This is a genomic window from Oceanotoga sp., from assembly GCF_030445905.1.
Taxonomy (GTDB): domain Bacteria; phylum Thermotogota; class Thermotogae; order Petrotogales; family Petrotogaceae; genus Oceanotoga; species Oceanotoga teriensis.
Genome location: NZ_JASUSU010000003.1, coordinates 42,287 through 60,981 on the forward strand (window position 1 = coordinate 42,287; position 18,695 = coordinate 60,981).

14 protein-coding genes and 1 pseudogene are annotated in these 18,695 nt (G+C 26.3%); 4 read left to right on the forward strand and 11 right to left on the reverse strand.

Annotation, left to right across the window (positions count from 1 at the left end):
• Positions 1 to 144 precede the first annotated feature (144 nt).
• Positions 145 to 906: a helix-turn-helix domain-containing protein gene (locus tag PWP28_RS01385; protein ID WP_374045472.1), complete on the forward strand. Its 762-nt coding sequence runs from the start codon at positions 145 to 147 to the stop codon at positions 904 to 906.
• On the opposite strand, the pseudogene PWP28_RS01390 reads toward PWP28_RS01385, so the two are convergent.
• From PWP28_RS01390 to PWP28_RS01425, 7 genes and pseudogenes are all read right to left on the reverse strand, one after another.
• Positions 795 to 2,000: pseudogene (locus tag PWP28_RS01390) on the reverse strand (phytoene desaturase family protein); the annotation flags it as partial. The gene PWP28_RS01385 and the pseudogene PWP28_RS01390 sit on opposite strands and share 112 nt — an antisense overlap.
• Positions 2,001 to 2,044: 44 nt before the next feature.
• Positions 2,045 to 2,587, reverse strand: a complete 543-nt coding sequence (locus PWP28_RS01400) for a macro domain-containing protein (protein WP_109604675.1) — start codon at positions 2,585 to 2,587, stop codon at positions 2,045 to 2,047.
• Between the two features lie 79 nt (positions 2,588 to 2,666).
• Entirely contained in the window at positions 2,667 to 2,903 is a 237-nt protein-coding gene (locus tag PWP28_RS01405; RefSeq protein WP_109604674.1) for a hypothetical protein, read from the reverse strand.
• Between the two features lie 37 nt (positions 2,904 to 2,940).
• A complete protein-coding gene (locus PWP28_RS01410; RefSeq protein ID WP_308644106.1) occupies positions 2,941 to 3,252 on the reverse strand; it encodes a hypothetical protein in 312 nt (103 codons plus the stop codon).
• On the reverse strand, positions 3,227 to 3,673 hold the full coding sequence (locus PWP28_RS01415) for an AAA family ATPase (protein ID WP_308644107.1): 447 nt from the start codon (positions 3,671 to 3,673) through the stop codon (positions 3,227 to 3,229). The genes PWP28_RS01410 and PWP28_RS01415 overlap by 26 nt, the downstream gene beginning before the upstream one ends.
• 58 nt (positions 3,674 to 3,731) lie before the next feature.
• Complete coding sequence (locus PWP28_RS01420; protein WP_308644108.1) at positions 3,732 to 6,944, reverse strand: DUF4132 domain-containing protein; 3,213 nt, start codon at positions 6,942 to 6,944, stop codon at positions 3,732 to 3,734.
• A 22-nt stretch (positions 6,945 to 6,966) separates the two neighbouring features.
• Positions 6,967 to 7,560 carry a thymidine kinase gene (locus PWP28_RS01425; RefSeq protein WP_109604668.1) on the reverse strand — a complete coding sequence of 198 codons (594 nt, stop codon included), beginning with the start codon at positions 7,558 to 7,560 and terminating at the stop codon, positions 6,967 to 6,969.
• A 780-nt stretch (positions 7,561 to 8,340) separates the two neighbouring features.
• On the opposite strand from PWP28_RS01425, the gene PWP28_RS01430 reads away from it, so the two are divergent.
• The 3 genes from PWP28_RS01430 (at position 8,341) to PWP28_RS01440 (ending at position 13,487) form a co-directional block, all read left to right on the forward strand.
• Positions 8,341 to 10,434: a hypothetical protein gene (locus tag PWP28_RS01430; protein WP_305081302.1), complete on the forward strand. Its 2,094-nt coding sequence runs from the start codon at positions 8,341 to 8,343 to the stop codon at positions 10,432 to 10,434.
• Between the two features lie 15 nt (positions 10,435 to 10,449).
• Positions 10,450 to 12,867 (forward strand): S8 family serine peptidase, encoded by a 2,418-nt coding sequence (locus PWP28_RS01435; protein ID WP_305081303.1) that lies wholly within the window; start codon positions 10,450 to 10,452, stop codon positions 12,865 to 12,867.
• A gap of 98 nt (positions 12,868 to 12,965) precedes the next feature.
• Positions 12,966 to 13,487 carry a protease complex subunit PrcB family protein gene (locus tag PWP28_RS01440; protein WP_305081304.1) on the forward strand — a complete coding sequence of 174 codons (522 nt, stop codon included), beginning with the start codon at positions 12,966 to 12,968 and terminating at the stop codon, positions 13,485 to 13,487.
• Between the two features lie 43 nt (positions 13,488 to 13,530).
• Here PWP28_RS01440 and PWP28_RS01445 read toward each other — a convergent pair whose 3' ends face one another.
• From PWP28_RS01445 to rbsB, 4 genes are all read right to left on the reverse strand, one after another.
• Positions 13,531 to 14,724, reverse strand: a complete 1,194-nt coding sequence (locus tag PWP28_RS01445; protein ID WP_308644109.1) for an RNA methyltransferase — start codon at positions 14,722 to 14,724, stop codon at positions 13,531 to 13,533.
• A 110-nt stretch (positions 14,725 to 14,834) separates the two neighbouring features.
• Complete coding sequence (locus PWP28_RS01450; RefSeq protein ID WP_308644110.1) at positions 14,835 to 15,752, reverse strand: ribokinase; 918 nt, start codon at positions 15,750 to 15,752, stop codon at positions 14,835 to 14,837.
• Positions 15,753 to 15,770: 18 nt separating this feature from the next.
• Complete coding sequence (locus PWP28_RS01455; protein ID WP_308644111.1) at positions 15,771 to 17,747, reverse strand: methyl-accepting chemotaxis protein; 1,977 nt, start codon at positions 17,745 to 17,747, stop codon at positions 15,771 to 15,773.
• A 64-nt stretch (positions 17,748 to 17,811) separates the two neighbouring features.
• Positions 17,812 to 18,678 carry a ribose ABC transporter substrate-binding protein RbsB gene (gene rbsB / locus PWP28_RS01460; protein ID WP_308644112.1) on the reverse strand — a complete coding sequence of 289 codons (867 nt, stop codon included), beginning with the start codon at positions 18,676 to 18,678 and terminating at the stop codon, positions 17,812 to 17,814.
• Between the last annotated feature and the right edge of the window lie 17 nt (positions 18,679 to 18,695).

Genomic DNA, 18,695 nt, shown 5'->3' on the forward strand with positions numbered 1-18,695 from the left:
TTTTGATTTGTTTATCTTTACTTTTTGTTTAGATATAATTTATATTTTTTTAATATATTTTTTTTGGACAATTTTAAGCATTTAAAGTCGAGATATTTTTTTTGAATAATGTAAGATTCTTATAAGCATGAGGAGGTTTTGTTTATGGAGTGGACTGAATGTATTAGTAAGGCTATTAATTATATAGAAGATAATATTACGGAAAATATTTCAATTGAAGATATTTCAAAGCATGTGATTATCTCTCCTTTTTATTTTCAAAAAGGTTTTGCAATGCTTTGTGGATTTACAGTTGGTTCTTATATAAAGAAACGTAGATTAACGCTTGCCGGCAGCGAATTAGTTTCTTCTGATAAGAATATTATAGATATTGCTTTTAAATATGGTTATGATTCACCCGATAGCTTTACAAAAGCTTTTACAAGATTTCATGGTGTTACTCCAACTTCTGTGCGAAATGGAGAAATTATGATTAAGTCTTTTGCTCCATTGAAAATAAAATTTGTATTAGATGGAGGTTATATTATGGATTATAAGATTGTTGAAAAAGATGAATTTACTATTATAGGTGTTTCTAAGGTTTTTAAATACAATGATGCAGAAAGAGAAGTTCCAAAATTTTGGAAAGATTTTTATGAATCTGGAAAGAGTAAAGTTATTACAAGTATGTATGGTATTTCTATAGATGAAAATATGAATGGAGATGAATTTGAATATTTAATAGCCGATAATTATAATCCTATTGATGATATTCAAGATGGTTTTGTTACAAAAATTATTCCTAAAAGCACTTGGGCTATTTTTGCAGAAGTTAATGCTATTGGTACTCCAGCTCCAGGGTGTACAGAACTTCCTGCAAAGTATAGGTTTTCACAGTATTTGAATTTGTTATGTGGTCTGAAATAATTACTTTGCAATAATGTTGGTGCAAGCCCAAAAGTAGCTCCATTCATAGCATTGAAATTGCTTTCAAAATTATTTGGTGTATATATTTTTTCTACTTCTACTAAGTTTTCTATGTTTTCAAGTCCTTTTTTTGTTTTTATTTTGTCATATATTATTTTTTTGTATTCATTTATTTCATCTGAAGTCCATTTATGTCCTCTCGTTTTTAATTCTGGTACTGGTGCAAGTACATATAATGTTTCTTTATCTTTTGGAGCGAGTGTTTCATCTATTTTAGTCGGTATATACATATATATTGAAGGTTCTTTTGGATCATTTCCATTGAATATGTCTGATATGTTTTTTTCAAAGTCTTCTGCAAATATTATGTTATGGAGTCTTGTATCATCACTTATTTTTTTGTTTAATCCAAGATACATTAAGAAACATGAGCATGAGTAATCCATATTTTCTATTTTTTTGTTTGTGTATTTTCCTCTATTTTTTTCATTTTTTATTAGATTTTTCATAGCATAAGGGAAATCTGCATTTACAATTATATAGTCTGATTCTATTACTTCTCCATTTATAACTATTGCTTTTGCTTTATTATTTTCTATTATTATTTCTTCTACATTTGATTCTAAATGTATTTTTCCCCCAAGTTCTTGAAATAGTTTTGCCATAGCTGTTGCCATGGTGTACATTCCACCTTTTATATACCATACTCCATATATTGTTTCTATCATAGGTATTATTGTTTATATTGATGGACCATTATGAGGTGATATTCCTATATAAAGTGTTTGAAAACTTAGCATTTTCATTAGTCTTTCATCATCTACATATTTTGATATTTCATTGTATGCATTGTTAAATGTTTTTAATTTTAGAGCATTTAAGAGTGTTTTTGGATTATAGAAGTCTTTTGCCGATCTGAATCCTTTTTCTTGTATTTGATACATTTTTCCACCTATTTTGGGATTTTTTTCAAAGATTTCAACATCATATCCATTGTTTTGAAGTCTTATTCCTGCTGCTAAACCTGCTGTTCCTGCACCAATTATTATAACTTTGTTTAACAATTTTAATCCCTCCCTGTCCCCTGTATTCATTTTTTGTTTTAATTTAAAGAAAACCTCTCTAATTTGAGAGGTTTTTAAAATTCTTTTAAGAAATGATCTATAAATTTTTTGTCATATATTATCCATTTTATTTCTTTTATATGTTCAGGATTTTGATTATCAAAGTTGTCTACAGCTTTTTTATATTGTTTTACAGCTTTTTCAATTGGATATCCAAATATTCCAGCCGATATCGCAGGGAATGCTATAGAATTTAATTGTAATTCTTCAGCTCTTTTTAATGAGTTAAAAATTGCCATATATAAGTATTCTGCTTCATCTTTGCTTCCACCATACCATATCGGTCCTACTGCATGTATTACATATTTTGAAGGTAAATCGCCAGCTGATGTTACACCTACTTCACCTGTTCTTATTTTTCCTTTTTCTTTTATGTATTGATCTGATTCTTTTTGAAGATTTCCTTTATCCGATATTATTTTTGCAACACCACCACCATGTTGTAATGTTGAGTTTGCAGCATTTACTATCGCATCTGTCTTTTCAATTGTTATATCTCCAATTATTATTTTTATTATGATATTTTTAAGTTTTATTGTTTTTATCGTTTCGTTCATATTTAATCCCCCTTTTAGAATTTTAATTACATATCTAATTCTATTATATCATTTTTTTAGTTTTGATTTTTAAGGGGATTTATTGTATTTCTTTTAATAGTATTTTTAATTTTACATATGTTTGTATATCGGGAGTTTCTATAAGATTTTGACATAATTCTGATATTTTTGTAAATCCTATTTCTTTAAATATTTTTGTATAATATTTAAATTCTTTTATAAATTCAGGGTTTAGTTTTTCTATATTGTTTATTCCTATTTCTGATATTTGTTGTAATAGTTTATTTAATTGGATTATTAATTGTGTATTATCCATTTTTTCCTCCATTGATATTGATTTACAGTAAAGTAAATCAAATAATCACTTCTGCTTCTATTTTTCTTTCATTATTTTGAAATTTCACAAGTATTTTGTCTATATTTTTTGTTTTTAGCATTTTTTCCATAATGTTTTTTTGTTCTTCTGAGTAGTTATAGTATATTGTTGTTTCTTCTATTTGTAACTCTATTCTTTGTTTTATTTCATTGAATTTGAACATTTTATTTTGAGGATTTTTTATTATATGATATTGAATATTTTGTTTTATATATTGTTTTTTTGATTGTTCTATTGTTTTGATATATTGATCTATATCTATTTTATTTTCTATTATTTGTATTTCCATTTTGTTTGAATTTAATATTTGTGTTTGATTTTTTATTTGGACCATTTGAAATTAATAATGAATAATTCCAAGAATATTTTAAATCGGCTTCATTTGTACCTATATTGCCTTGTATTGTGTTCAATGAATCATTACATATAGCAGCAGTTAAAAGTTCGCTGAGCATTGTTTTAGCTGTTCCTGGGACACCTGTTAACAGTAGTCCCCTGTCTGTTGCAAGTGTAACTATTGATCTTTCTACTATGTCATCATTTCCATATATTTTTTTGCTTATTTGTAATTTTTCATCTCCAAGTATGAATTTTTTTACAGATAATGGAGACATTTGCCACCCTTCTGGTTTGTCTTCTTTTTCATTTTTTATAAGTTTTTGTATTTCTTCTTTGTATTGTATTTCCATTGGTTGTTTTATTATTTGCATTTATGCACCTCTATATAATATTAGTCAAGTAGTAATTTTTACCACTTGACTAATTATTTTATTTTATTACTTCATCTAATTGGTTTAATACAGCATTTAGAAATTTTTTGTCTACATTTTTTATTTTATATGTATTATTTTCGTTTAGGTCATCATATAAATAGGATCCTCTTTCTATTTCTTCTTTTTTATAGAATGCAAGTTCTTCTATTTCTGTTGTTTCATCAATTCCACCTATGTATAAATCAGAACCATGTATTTGTGCTCCATATTTAAGTTCATCAAATTGTAGATGAAATCCACTATATCCACCACCATCGGTTATTGAATTTTTACTCCATCCCAATTTTTCTAATCTATTTATTAGGGTTGCAACATACATTTTTTTACCTTTATATCTTTTTAAAAAGTGTTTTTCTTGTTCTTCTTGAGTTAATTTTATTAGTTTTATGTTTAATTGATTTACAGGTTGCTCTATTTCATTGTCTTGTAAATTTTCTTTCCATTCATTTATTTGTTTTTCTGTTATATCAAATGGATGTATTAGTACTATTTGATCTTCTGATTTGAGTTTTATTTGATCATATTCTTGGTTTTCGAATGTTCCATCTTCCATATATCTGAATGTTTTTTGTATTTTTTGATTTTGGTCTATTATTCCCCATATAAGTCCTGTTGCAAATATATGCATTATTGGATTGTCTTTGAATACTTCTTTGAATGTTTTTGAATTCCATTTTCTTGTTATGAATATTGCTCTTTCTAATCTTAATTTTTGAGATTCTATAACCGTTTTTAATTGTTTTTTTAGGTTTGTAAATTCTTTTTTTGTTGTTTTTGCTATTTGTTCATCATCAGATTTATTTGGTTTTGGAAGAGTTTTTAATTTTTTTCCTTCTTGATCATATATTTGTATTGTTAGATCTTTATTTAATTTTCCTATGAATTTTCTATTTCCATAATTTAGTTCTATTTCACCTTTTGTATTGAATCCAAGATTGGGTATTACTTTATCTGAGAGTTCTTCAGAGGTTAATCCCATATTTTTAGCTGCTATATAAAAGTATTCTTTTGCAGTTTCTTTTACTTTTTTGTGTTTGTATTTTCTACTTATTGTATCGAGTTGCATCAGTGCATAATCACTTCCATGAAATGATAATGCTTTTATTCCTTCCGCTGCTATTGCACCTCTCATATTTAAAGCCCAATCGTCTATTTGTTTTTTGAATTCTATTATGAATTCATCATCACAGTTATAAACAGCAAATACCATAGCCATTTTTTCTTTTGCTTTTGCTCCATTGTTTTGCCATATATTGTATACATATCTTCCTAATGTGTTTAAATCATTTTTAGATAATTTTTCTTTTATTTCATTTGCAAGTAAAGGTAGTTCCACTTTTGGACTTAAAAGGAATGAGGATATGTAATATTTTATAACTATTTCATCTATATATTCATTTTTTTGTTCATATTTTATTTTTGGTATATCTATTATATTTAATTTTTCTAATTTTTTATCTATTATTTTTGGATTGTATAATTCTTTTATCAGATTGACTATTGAATTGTTTTTTGTATCGAATTTGTTTATTTTATTGTATGTTATAAGATATTCTAATTCTTCTTTGTTTGCTTTGGGTAATTTTTGTTTTGAAAGTTTTTGTAGTTCTTCATCATATTCATTTTTTCCTTTTAAGTTTTCTATTATTAAATCTCTGATTTTTTTGGATTTTGAATTTAATGATTCAACTATTATTTTTTTGTTTATTATTGGTTTTTTTATGTAGTAATTGAATATATCTTTGTATATTATATAATTTGTATTTTTGTTTAATTTTTTTTCTAATAGTTCATTTTTTTCTATGTATTCTAAATAATCTTTTTTTATATCATCACTTAAATTTTGAACATGTATCCAATCACTTTCTATTAAGTTTATTATATATTCTTGATTTTCACCTATTGATATTATTTGATCTATTACATTTTTTGATTGATATTTTAGTCCTATGATGTTTAATATGTATTCACTTAAGTGATAATTTAGTTTTATATAATTTCCACATATATTTGATTCTTCTAATAATAAGTAAGCTGATATTTCAAAATATAATGAGTATGATAAATCATGTATGAAATAAGATATTTTTTGATAATCATGTTCTAATATATTTTTTGTTTTTAATAATTGTTTTATTTCTTGATATTCTTTTTTTTCTTTTAATGCTTTAAATATATTGTTTATAAATTTGTCTTCAAAATATTTTATGTGTTTTTCTGTTTTTATATTTAGATCTTTTGCTTTTTTTATTAGGTATGCATGTATTATTAGTGTTTTTATCATATCTTCTTTTTTGTCAAAAGTTTTTATTATTTCTAATAGTTGTTCTATATATTCTTGATTTATCTGATGATTCATAAGTTCTTTTAATATCTTTTTTTCACCATAACTGAATATTATTACATTTTTTAAGAATGTTTTTAATAGTTTTTCATTTAATTTCATTTTTGTTGATAAGTCATTGAATTCGTTCATATAAAAATTCATTCTTTCTATTGAAGAATATGAGATATTTGAATATATTGAGTATATTGTTGTTGAGTGATTTATAAATATTTGTTGTATTTTTTCTTCTATTTCTTTTCCATGGATTTTGTTTATTTTGTATAATGTGTAAGTTATCAACATGATGAAATCTTTTTGTTTGTTTATTTTTGATAAATTTATAATTTTTTTTATTTCATCTAAGTATTTTTCATTTTGATCATGTATGTATTTTATGTATAATATTTGTATTTTTAAATCGTTTGAATTTGTTGTATTATATATTTTATCCATATTTTTTATATGTTTTTTATATTCTTTTTCATCATTTAAATTTTTTGGAATTTCTTTGTTTATAAGTATTTGTTTTGTATATTTTATTGTGTTAATTATTATATTTAAATATGTGAAGAATGTTTCATCTGTTTTTTCTATATATTCAATATCTAGATTTTCATTGCTTTCTTTCAATATTTCTAAAGCTAAGTCTACATCATTTGTAATTAAGGAAAGTATTTTAAATACTTTGTAATAGTTTTCTTTTAATTCTTCTTTTGGAGTGTATAAGAAAAAATTGAAGTATGAAAAATTTGTATTTGTTTTTATCTTATTTTTAGTTTCTATGAAATTTTCTGAATTTTTGTAGTATGATTCTAATATGTTTATTTCTTCTTTGTTGAGTTTATTTTTTATTGGTTCAAAATATTTTTCTTTATAATTCAATATTAGTAACTCCCTTTTTTAATTAAAATAATTTGTTCATGTTTATCTTTTGTTCTTTTTTTTGTTTTTCATTCAATTTTTTATAGCAGTCTCTACACACAGCTATATATTTATCAAATCCACCTATATCTATTTCTCCACCATTTTCAATGGTTTTATAAGATATAGTTCCTGTGTATTCTCCACATTCGTGACATACTGCTTTTTTCTTTATTACTTCATCTGCATATCCCATTAATATACTTGTTGTTGGAAATATATTGTTTTTAAAACTTAAGTCTAATCCTGAGCAGAATACATCTATTCCTTTATCAATTAGATTTAGTATTATGTCTTTTAATTCTTCTGATATGAATTGTATTTCATCTATAAATACTGCTTTTTCATTTCCTTCAAGTATTTTAAATATTTCTTTTGGTTCTTTTATAGGATATGCTTTTACTCTTGTATTGTTATGAGATACTATGAATGTTTCATCATATCTGTTATCTATTGATGGTTTGAAAGCTTTGTAATTCTTTTTTCCTAAATGATATATTTCAACATATGATAGTAATTCAGATGTTTTTCCAGAGTACATAGGTCCTACTATTAATACAAGTCTTCCACTTTTCATTTTATTACCCCTTTCGAATTTTTTTATTGTTTATAATTTTTATAGTCTCTTATATATATATGGTAGTAGTGATAGTGATATGATGTTGATAGTTGAAAAGTGATTCAAATTAGCTTGAATTCTTATTAAATTAAGTCTATAACTTATCAACTTATTATTATTGTTATCAACAAAAATGAGTTGATAACTTATAAGTACACTTTTGTATATTATTATCATGTTGATAGTTTTTTGTATCAACATAATTATCGACTGAGTTATCGAAAATCATGTTGATAACATAGTTATAGACATTTTTTGTTGATATTTTTTTAAATTTAAAAGTTCATAACTTATTAAATATTGTATTTGAGATATTTTTGAAAGTTATCAACTAAATCAACTTATCAACGTTGATAGTTTATAACTTAAATCTTGAATAAAAATAAAAAAAATGTAAGTATTTTATAAACTATCAAAGATTTAACCAATGTCGATAAGTTGATAAGTTTTTTTATATGTCATTTGATTAATAATTTATAAAAATTTTATTGCTATTATATTTTACAATAAAGTATGAAAAGAAACACATCATTTACATATGAAAAAAAATTCAAAAATAATTTACAATAAGTAATTTTATTCATTTTTTATTAAAAATTGATTTTTTTATTTTAAAGTTGTATAATAATATAAAGTTAAGATTATTAATTTTTTTTGAATTTTATATGTTTTGAATTAAATGAAAATTCAAAAATTAAAGAGAAAGTCATAAAAATTACTCACTAAGGAGGGATTTAAGTGAAAAAAGTACTTTTCGTGTTGGGGTTATTGGTCTTAAGTTTTTTACTTATAAGTTGTAATCCTGAAACTCAGGATAAGATTGTTGAAAACTTTTTAGTAAAAGATATTCCAGATCAACAGACACTTACCAATTATGAATTTGTTTTGAATTTAAAAGATTTTGTCGTTTATGATGAAGATTTTCCTGTAACTGTATCCAAAAAAAGTGGAGAGGGAACTTTGGATGGATATTTGTTTAAGTTAACACCTTCAGAATCAAAGACTTATGAAGTTGTTTTAACTTTTAATAGTGTTGCAGGTACAAAAGATGTTAAGTTTAATGTAAAATCATATACTAAGAATACAGAAATTATGATAAATGCTGTTGAATTTGTTTCTGGTTCTTTTAATGAAAATGTTAAATTTAGTATTTTTAATGAAAAAGAATATTTGCTTCCTTCTATGCAGTCTGTAGTAGAAGAGAATGGAGTTAAATATTATAAGGTATTAACATCTATTAATGAATCTACTGAATATGTGAATATATTAGCTAAAAAAGTTAATCATGGTCTCAGTAGAGTTCAAGGTTTAAAAGTTGAAAAGGATTCAGTTTCAAAGGTTGATATGGTTGTTATGAAATCATCTATAAATTCGAATCCTGATAATACTAAACTTGCAGATTTTAAAGTAATAATGTTTGATGAAAATGGAAAAGAAACTTTAAATGTAAATAATGGAGCAGATGTTAATGTTTATTATGATCATTATAAAAAAGGTGCTTTAAAACAATTTATAATATACTCTCCTTTACTTGATAGGATACCAGGTTCTGGAAGTATGGTTTCTGATAGATCTTCTACATATGAGGATAAAAAGATCTTTAATTTAAATACGAAACCTTATGAAGATGGAGAACATGTTCTTTATACAGTTGCATATGACCATAATAATAATAGGATAATGGATATAAAGTATGTGAATGTTACAAATAATAAAGAAGCTCTCACAAAAGACTTTATTTATAGACCTATGAATATGACAACTATAAATGCAACTACCGTTGAAAGACAGTTATATGATGTTTATTCATATACAAGAAGAATGGGTTTAGAGTTCTATTCTGATGATAATTCTATTTATTCAGAAGCAGATATGAAGGGAACAAATCTATATAATGTACTTTATTGGTTGGATTATGATTCAATAGTTAAACTTGGTGCTAATATGGTTGATACGCAAAAACCTTTAGGTTATAACATTTATAGATCATTTGATAATGGTGAAGAGAAAACTTATGAAAAGATAGGTTATGTAAGTTCTGATTTTGTTTCAGGCCTTGCTTATGACTATTATATGTACAGATTATCTCTACAATTAGATTATGCTAAATATTATTATAAACCAATGTTCGTTGATAGTTCATCAGAACTTCAACCAGGAAAAACAGCTTATTATTCTGTATCAGCTGTTTATAATGCAACAGAAGGGTATGAATCTGTACCTACATATCTTGGATCAGTTACACCTTTAGAACAATTTAATGTTGAATTGATGACACCTGCAGATAGTTCTGTTGATGTTGATAGAAATACAGCATTCATTTGGGATACTACAAATGATTTGTCTTCTGTTGATGGAACTGTTGAATATATATACAATATGTTTATTTATGATAAAACTCAAGCAAGTAATGGACTTATAACTCCACTTGAAAGTCCTACTTCTTCGGATCCAGCTTATGGCTTTGATTTATACAATATTCCTAATATAAATGGACTTGCAACTATAAACTTTACAGGAAATGTTGCAGATGTTGGAACTGGAGTTAAATGGTATAATCTTGATGAATATTCATTGAATATTACCGAATATGCTTATGATAAACTTCAAGCTAATAAGACCTATGCTTGGGGTGTAAATGTTGCATATGCCAAAGTTGAAAAAGATGAAACCGTTGTTGAAGATCAAAATTCCTCTACAAGACAAACAATAGCTCTTTCTATTGCTAATGACTATAGATTGAGAGATACAAGTTGGTCTTTAGATCCATTCCAATCATCTGAACCTGATTTGCATGCTGATTTTACAACAGGTTCATCAGATGAACAATAAAGGGGGGATTGAAAAATGAAGAAAAGCATAATTTTAATTTTTAGCATTTTGATATTGATGTTTTTGTTGAGTTCTTGTATGTTTGATAAGAAGAATAATGATGATTCAAATAGATTTAATTCTGATTCTACAGAAATAAAAACTAATATAAAACAAACTGGTGAAGAAGTAATTATTTCTTATAATGATGATTTTGATATTGAAAATTTAAAGAGTTTAGGCTTTAATCAATATATTGATTTAAAAGGAATGAAAAAATTAATAGTAAAAACTAATTATGAACCTAAAAAAGTTAAAGGAATTTTAGAAAATAATTCTGTAAATGGTGTAACAAAAATAGAACCTAATTATATTTACAAAAATGAAATGAAAGCGCCTAATTTGAATATTGAATTTGAAGATCCAGATTTAGTGAAATCACTTAATAATAATCCACTTTCAATTTATCAATGGGCATTAGATGATGAAAAAGATAAAAATGGAAATTTAATACCTGGACATTTTGATGCTGAAAATGTTTGGAAATTATCAACAGGTAGAGATGTTTTGGTTGCTGTAATAGATACTGGTGTTGATGGAAGTCATCCAGATATAAGACCTAATATAGAATTTGCATGGGATACACCTAATTCTACAGTAACTACACCTGATAAATCAAAAGCTTATCATGAACATGGAACACATGTTTCTGGAATAATTGCAGGTGTTGATAATGATACAGGTATAGTAGGTCTTGCTAAAGATGCTAAAATAATAGCGATACCTTATTTGAACGTTCCTGGTGGTATAACTTATGGTCAACTTGCTGTTGCTATTGAATGGGCAGTTGGAAAAGGTGCCAAGATTCTTCAGAATAGTTGGGGTGGACCTGGTTATGGTCAAGAATTAAAAGATATGTTTGATTATGCTTTAGAAAATGATGTATCTGTTATAGTATCTACAGGAAATACTCATATAGATGAAAATTGGGGATTCCCTAATACCATTCCTGGTATAGTTGGTGTTGGTGCAAGTGATGCAAATGGTGATTTAGCAGGATTTTCTTCAAGAGGAGATTCAGTTTCTGTAATAGCTCCTGGAGTTAAGATATTATCTACAGTAAGTAGAGGAACAGCTGGAGATTTTGAAGGTTATGCAGAAGAACCTTATCAATTTATGCAAGGTACATCTATGGCATCTCCATACGTTTCAGCTTTAGCTGCTTTATTGTATGAAAAATATCCAAATGCAACTCCTTATCAAATAAGAAAATTGATGGAAAATACAGCTTCAAATGATGGTAGCTGGAATGTTGATGATGGATATGGAGTTATAAATCCTTTGAAAGCATTAAAAGCTTCATTACCATCTGAAGAAGGAGCAAATTTTATTGTTGAAGTAACAAATTCTTTTGGTAAAGGTGTACCAGCTGCGTTTGTTTCTTTGAAAAGAAATGGCAAACCTTCATATTATGCTAAAACAGACGCAGAAGGAAAAGCAAAATTTGTTCAAATAGATCCTGATACATACGATGTTATTATTGGTGGACCTGATTATCTTGATTTGAATGCACCTAATTTGAGAATGGAAGAAGAAAGACAAATAACTGTTGATGACGTTGTTGTTGTTGATGGTGAATCAACTCAGTCTGTACAGTTTACATCAACTTTTGAAGCAGTTATAACAAAACCTCAAGCTCAAGGTGATTATACTATAAAATTAAAAGGTACCATGGGTGAAGAAATTTCAACTCATCCTATTACTGGAGATTCTGTAACTATAACAAAACCAGCTACAAGTAAATTCTTTATGGAAATAGAATCAACTAATATGCCTGAATTGCCTGCACCTAAATTAACAGACGATTTTGAAACAGGAGATTTTTCAGGTCCTACATTGGCTAGTACAGATGCAACTGTTTCAAGTTGGAAATTGGGTGGAGATGTAGATCCAGTAATAACTCCTATATTGACAGGACAAGGCTATTCTGTAGCTTTTGGTGGAAAACCTTTAAAAATTACAAATCTTACAGACGAACAAAAATCAACATTGAGTTTAGATTTAGAATTACCTGAAGCTACAAATGGATATATTTTGAATTTTATTTATCTTGTATCTACAGAAGAAGGTTATGATTATTTAACAGTATATGTTGATGGAGAAGTTAAGTTTCAAGTATCTGGTGAAAAATCTGGTGATGCTGGTGTAGCATTATCTGCTGGAGAACATACAGTAGTATTTGAATATGCTAAAGATCAGGCAACTTCTGCTGGATATGATTTAGCAGTAATTGATAATGTTTCTCTTGTTAAAATTCCAGATGATTATGAGCAGTTTAATGTTCCTGTAAGTGTAAATTTAAATGGAAATACAATTAGTTTTACACATAATTTATATAATGGAAGTACTTTAGATGAATTTGAAACAAAAGATGCTTATTGGACTGTTTTCTAATTATTTAGATATATAATTTGTTAGGGGAGATTTTATCTCCCCTTTTTAATTATTATTTAATTATTTTTTATATAATTTAATCGATCGGAGGTGAGATCATGGATATGAAATTGATTTTTTTGATCGGTGGTGTTGTCGTTTTATTAGGGGGATTGGTTTTTTTGGGTAATTTAAAAGATGATAATAGTGATAATTTAAAAAAAGAAAACCCTAAGGTTAAGACTTTTGATGTTGAGGGTGATAAGTTTGAATTGAAGGATATGAATGATATGGGAGAAGTTTTGGATTTGGATTATGAGATTGTTGATAAAAAATCAAGAAGCGAATTACCTGAAATTTTAATAGATGAGAATGGTAGGTTGATAAGTGTTTGTATTGGTAAGAAAAGTACAGGTGGTTATGATTTGAGTGTTGATAAGATTTATATTAATGATGATATTATAACTGCTGAAATTAATTTAAAGGAACCTGGATCTGAACCAGTGACACAGGCTTTTACATATCCTTGTATTAGTTTTAGAATTTTGACAGAACTCGATAAGGGTAGGTATCAGATAAAGGTTATTTTGAAAGATAAGTTGATGAATCAGAATATGTTTAAATTTTTTGATTATGAATAAAATTAAAACGGATAAGTTTATAACTTATCCGTTTTTTATGAGTTTATTTTTCAATTATTTTTAAACAATTGTTTTGAATTTTTTTAAGACTTTTTTTTAAGTTATTTTTTTCATCTTCATTAAAATCATTTAAAATTAATTCTTCTGTTTTTTCTTGCAAAGGCCATAGTTTTGAAAGTATTTCTTCCCCTAAAGGTGTTATTGCGATTTCTTTTTCATGATCAATTATTAAATTTTCTTCATATAATTTTTTTAGGAAAAATTCTAATTTTTCATCAAAATATCCAAATTGCTCTTTTATTTGTTCTTTTGATATTTTATTTTCTCTTTTTAAAACCATTAAAAAAATAATTTGATCTCCTGTATAATCACTTACTTCTTTCAGCTTTATATTAAAAGCTTTTCTTATTAATTGTGAAGTTACATTTATTTCTCTTCCAAGAGTTGAAATTATTTTTTCTGATAACATGGTTAAGATCTCCTTTAATTTTAATTCATAAATACTAATACCAGAAGCTACCCCAACATTCAATGATTCTATTTCATTTGACATAGGGATTTGAACGATATGATCTGCAGAATTTAAAACTTCTTTAGATATTCCTGAGGTTTCATTACCAACTACTAATACGATAGGTTTTTTTTCTAATTTTAAAGTAGATTGTAGTGATTTTCCATGTGGACTTGTTGCAATAATTTGATATCCATTTTCTTTTAAGTATTTTATAACATTTTTTGATGAATTAAATCTTTGAAAATTAACTTTAAAAACAGTACCTCTTGAAGCATCTATTGTTTTAGGTGTGTAAGGATCAAAATCTTCATTAGTATTTAAATAATTATTTATACCATAAGCTTTGCCAGTCCTTATAATTGTTCCAATATTTCCATAATCTTTAACATCATCGAATAAAATAGCGAAATCTTCAATTGGTTTTATTTTTTCATTTTTTTTAGTTATCCCAATACAAGGAAAACTATATTTTGTATTTGTAATTTTTTTCATTATTCCATCAGAAGTTTTATATATTTTTTCTGTATATAATTTATAGTTTTCGAAATCTTCAAACTCATTTATTATTATATACTCGATTTCTAATTTTGAATCTTTTGCCCATTTAATTTGTTCTATACCTCTTAATTGTATTTTTTCAGAATTAATTCTATTTTTAAATTTTGATAGTTCTTTTGCTTCTTGAATAATAGGATTTTTAAGTTTTTTAATAAGTTCGATCAATCTTTTTTCCTCCAATAAAAATAAAAATTCAGCTATAATAATTTTAACATTATTATAGCTGAATGATTTATTATTTTAAAATAGATTTTTGTTAAAATATAATAACTTTTTTATGAATTTATTTTTGATATTATTTCTTCTCTTGTTGGTATAGATGTTTGAGCACCTTTTTTTGTGACTGAAATTCCTGCCGATACTGCTGCGAATATTAGACTTTTTTCTATTGAATTTTTGTCTGAGAGTGCTGATACAAATGATCCATTGTATATATCTCCTGCTGCAGTTGAATCTACTGCTTTTACTTTTATTGATTTTATTGTTGATAATTGATTTTTTTCATCTATTAATAGACTTCCTTTTGATCCCATTTTCATTATTAGATTTTTTACTCCAGTTAATTTTTTGAATAATAATCCTTTTTCTCTAAGGTCTAAATCTATTTTATTTGAGACTTTTCTGAATAAATATTCAAATTCTGTTTCATTTGGAGTTAGAAAGTCTATATCTTTAAGATTTTCTATATTTGTTGCTTCTTTTGGTGCTGGATCATATATTATTTTGATGTTTTTTTCTTTTAGTTTTTTTATTGCATAGTTTATTGTTGTTTCTGGCATTTCGTTTTGTATCATACAGTATTTTATTTTGTCGGAATATTTTTCTAAAAAGTTATCAACTTTTTGTGTTGATATTTTATCATTTGCTCCAGGATGTATTATTATTCTATTTTCTCCTTCTTGTGAGACCTCTATATAAGCTCTTCCTGTGTTGGTGTCTTTTTCTATGCAGTATCCTTTTATATTGTTTTTTTTGAATTCTTTTTCTATTTTTTTACCGTATTCATCATCACCAATAACTGTACAGAAATATACTGGATTTTTTGTCAGTTTTGCCGCAGTTATTGCTTGATTGGCTCCTTTTCCACCAAAATTTGTATCTATTATATCTGATTTTTGTGTTTCACCAGGTGCGGTGAAGTGGTGTACACTTAGTACTATGTCTATATTTGTACTTCCTATAACTCCTATCATTTTTTTCCACTCTCCCGTTTATAGTTTGAATTTTTCTATCATTTCGGTTAGTTCAAATACAAGTTTTGAAAGGTTGTTTGATGATTCAGCAATTTCTTCATTTATATTTGTTTGATTTGTTGCTATTTCTTGTACTTCATCTGATGTGTTTATTGATTCTATTATCGAATTTTTTATTGAGTCATTCGATATTTTTACTTTTTGACTGTTTTGATTTAGTGTTTTTATTATTTCATTTTGCGTTTTTATTTGTTGATTTATTTTTTGTATAGAACTTAATATTTCTTCAAATGTTTCATTGGTATTGTTTATTATTTTTATTCCCGATGATACATCATCTACAGATTGTTTCATGGAGTTTTGAATTTTATTGGATTGTTTTTTGATGTTTTCTACTATTGAATTTATTTCTTTTGTGGCTTTGGATGCATCTTCTGATAGTGTTCTTATTTCTTCTGCAACTACTGAGAATCCTTTTCCGAATTCTCCAGCTCTCGCTGCTTCTATGGATGCATTTAATCCAAGTAGGTTTATTTGTTGTGATATGTTTTCTATTCTGTCTACTATTGATCCTATATTGTTTGTTAAGCTTGAGAATTCTGTTATTAATTTGTTTGAATTTTCTGTTGATTGATTTATGTTTTTTATTTGATTTATTGATTTTTCTATATTATTTTTTCCTTTGTCTGATGATGTTAGTATTAAATTTGTGTTTTGTTCTATTTTTTGTGATTGTGTATTTAATATTTTTATTTCATCTAAGAATTCTTCTAAGGTTGATTCAGAATTTTGAATTTTTTCGAGTTGTGTATCCATGGCTTGTTTTATTTTTTCTATGTTGTTTGAAACTATTTTTGAGTTTGCACTTCCTTCTTGAGTTGCAGATGAAAGTTCTTCACTGGATGATGATACTGTTTCTGAACTTTGTTTTATGTTTTCTATTATTATTGATATGTTTTTTATCATTTTGTTGAAGGATTGTGCAAGTTGTCCTATTTCATCTTTTCTTGTTTGTTCTATTTTTTGGGATAGGTCTCCATTTGATATTGATTGAGTTATTTTTACCATGTTTTTTATTGGGTTTGTTATTGTTCTCGTTATTATTATAGCTATTGTTATAACTATTACTATTATTATTATAGCTATTATTAGTAATTTTTGTATGAATGAATTTAGAGTTTTGAAAGCTTCGTTTTTATCTACTTGAGTTGTTATTGTCCATTTTTTGTTTTCGTCTATGTTCAAAAGAGAATTTGAGGTTATTAATTCTTGGGAATTGGTGTTTGTTTGTATTTTTTCATTTATTTTTTGATTTTTATAAGGTGTTTTTAGAATTGAGTTTGAGTTTGTTATATAGCTTGTATATTTTTTGTTTTCTGTATTTTGTATTATTTGATTTATTTTTTGTTCGGGTATTTCAAGCATTACCCATCCTGCAAATCTTCCATATGAGTTTATTGGAGATATTATGTATATATAGTTTTGATTTTGTATTTTTATATAGTCTGATATGTTTGTTTTTTCTTGTGATATGTCTAATAGTTGTTTTATTGTTTGATTTGTTTCGTTTATGTTTTGATTTATCATTTCATTTTGTGTCGTATTGTATAGTATTTGACCGCTTTTTTCTATTAGTATTATATCTGAATATTGATAAGATGTTATATAGTTATCGAAGAAGGGTTTGAAGTCTTTTAATGCATTTTGATAGGAGCTGCTTTCTTTTCCACCAAGTCTTAATCCACCTTTGAACATAGTGAAAGCATCTTGTGTTTCTTTTATGTTTGTTATGTGGTTTATATCTGTTTTAGCTTTGTTTAATATGTTTTCTATTTTTTGTAATTTTTCATCATTTATTGAGTTTAATGTTTGATATGTGTCGTTTTTTAATATTTCGCTTGTTTCGGTGTATTGCATATATATTAGTAAGGTTATAGGTATTATAGATATTATTAGGAATGATAGTAAGATTCTTGTAAATAATTTCATTTTCATGCTTTTACACCCCCGCTTTTGACATTAAGTCGATAGCGGAGCTAAAAATAGCTCCGCTTTTTATTTATTTTACAAGTTTTAAGTCAACAGGGAAGTATACTGTCATTGTGTTTAGATATTCTACTGCTTTTGTTACTGCGAGTCCTCCCATTTTTTCTGGTTGTTGGGCTATTGTTGCAGCCATTTCTTTGTTTTGAACAGATTTTATAGCATCTGGTACTGCATCAAAACCTACTACTACTACATTTTTTAGTTTTCCAGCAGATTTTAAAGCTTCTATTGCACCTAATGCCATTTCATCATTTTGAGCAAATACTGCATTTACATCTGGATTTGATTGTAATAGATTTTCCATTACTACTAATCCTTCTGCTCTGTTGAAGTTTGCTGTTTGTCTTGCTACAACTTTTATATCTTTGTATTTTGATATTCCTTGATCGAATCCTGCTCCTCTATCTCTTGCTGCAGATGTTCCAGGTATTCCTACTAATTCTATTACTTTTCCCTTTTGATTTAATTTTTCTGCTATAAATTCAGCAGCCATTGCTCCACCAGCTATATTGTCAGAAGCTATATGTAATAATACTTTTCCACCATTTGAGCCTCTGTCTACAGTTATTACTGGTATATTTGCATCGTTTGCTTCTTCAACTGATGATGCTATTGCATCTGAGTCTGTAGGGTTTATTATTATTAGATCTACTTTTCTTTGAATCATATCTTCTATATCATTTAACTGTTTTGCAGGGTTATCTCTTGCATCTGCAACTATTAGATCTATATTTAATTCTTCAGCTTTTTCTACTGCACCATCTTTTAATGCTACAAAGAAAGGGTTGTTGAGTGTTGATACGGATAAACCTAATGTGAATGAGAATCCAATACTCATGATGAGGGTTAAGGCTAATAATGTTAATAATGTTTTTTTCATACTGAAAACAACCTCCT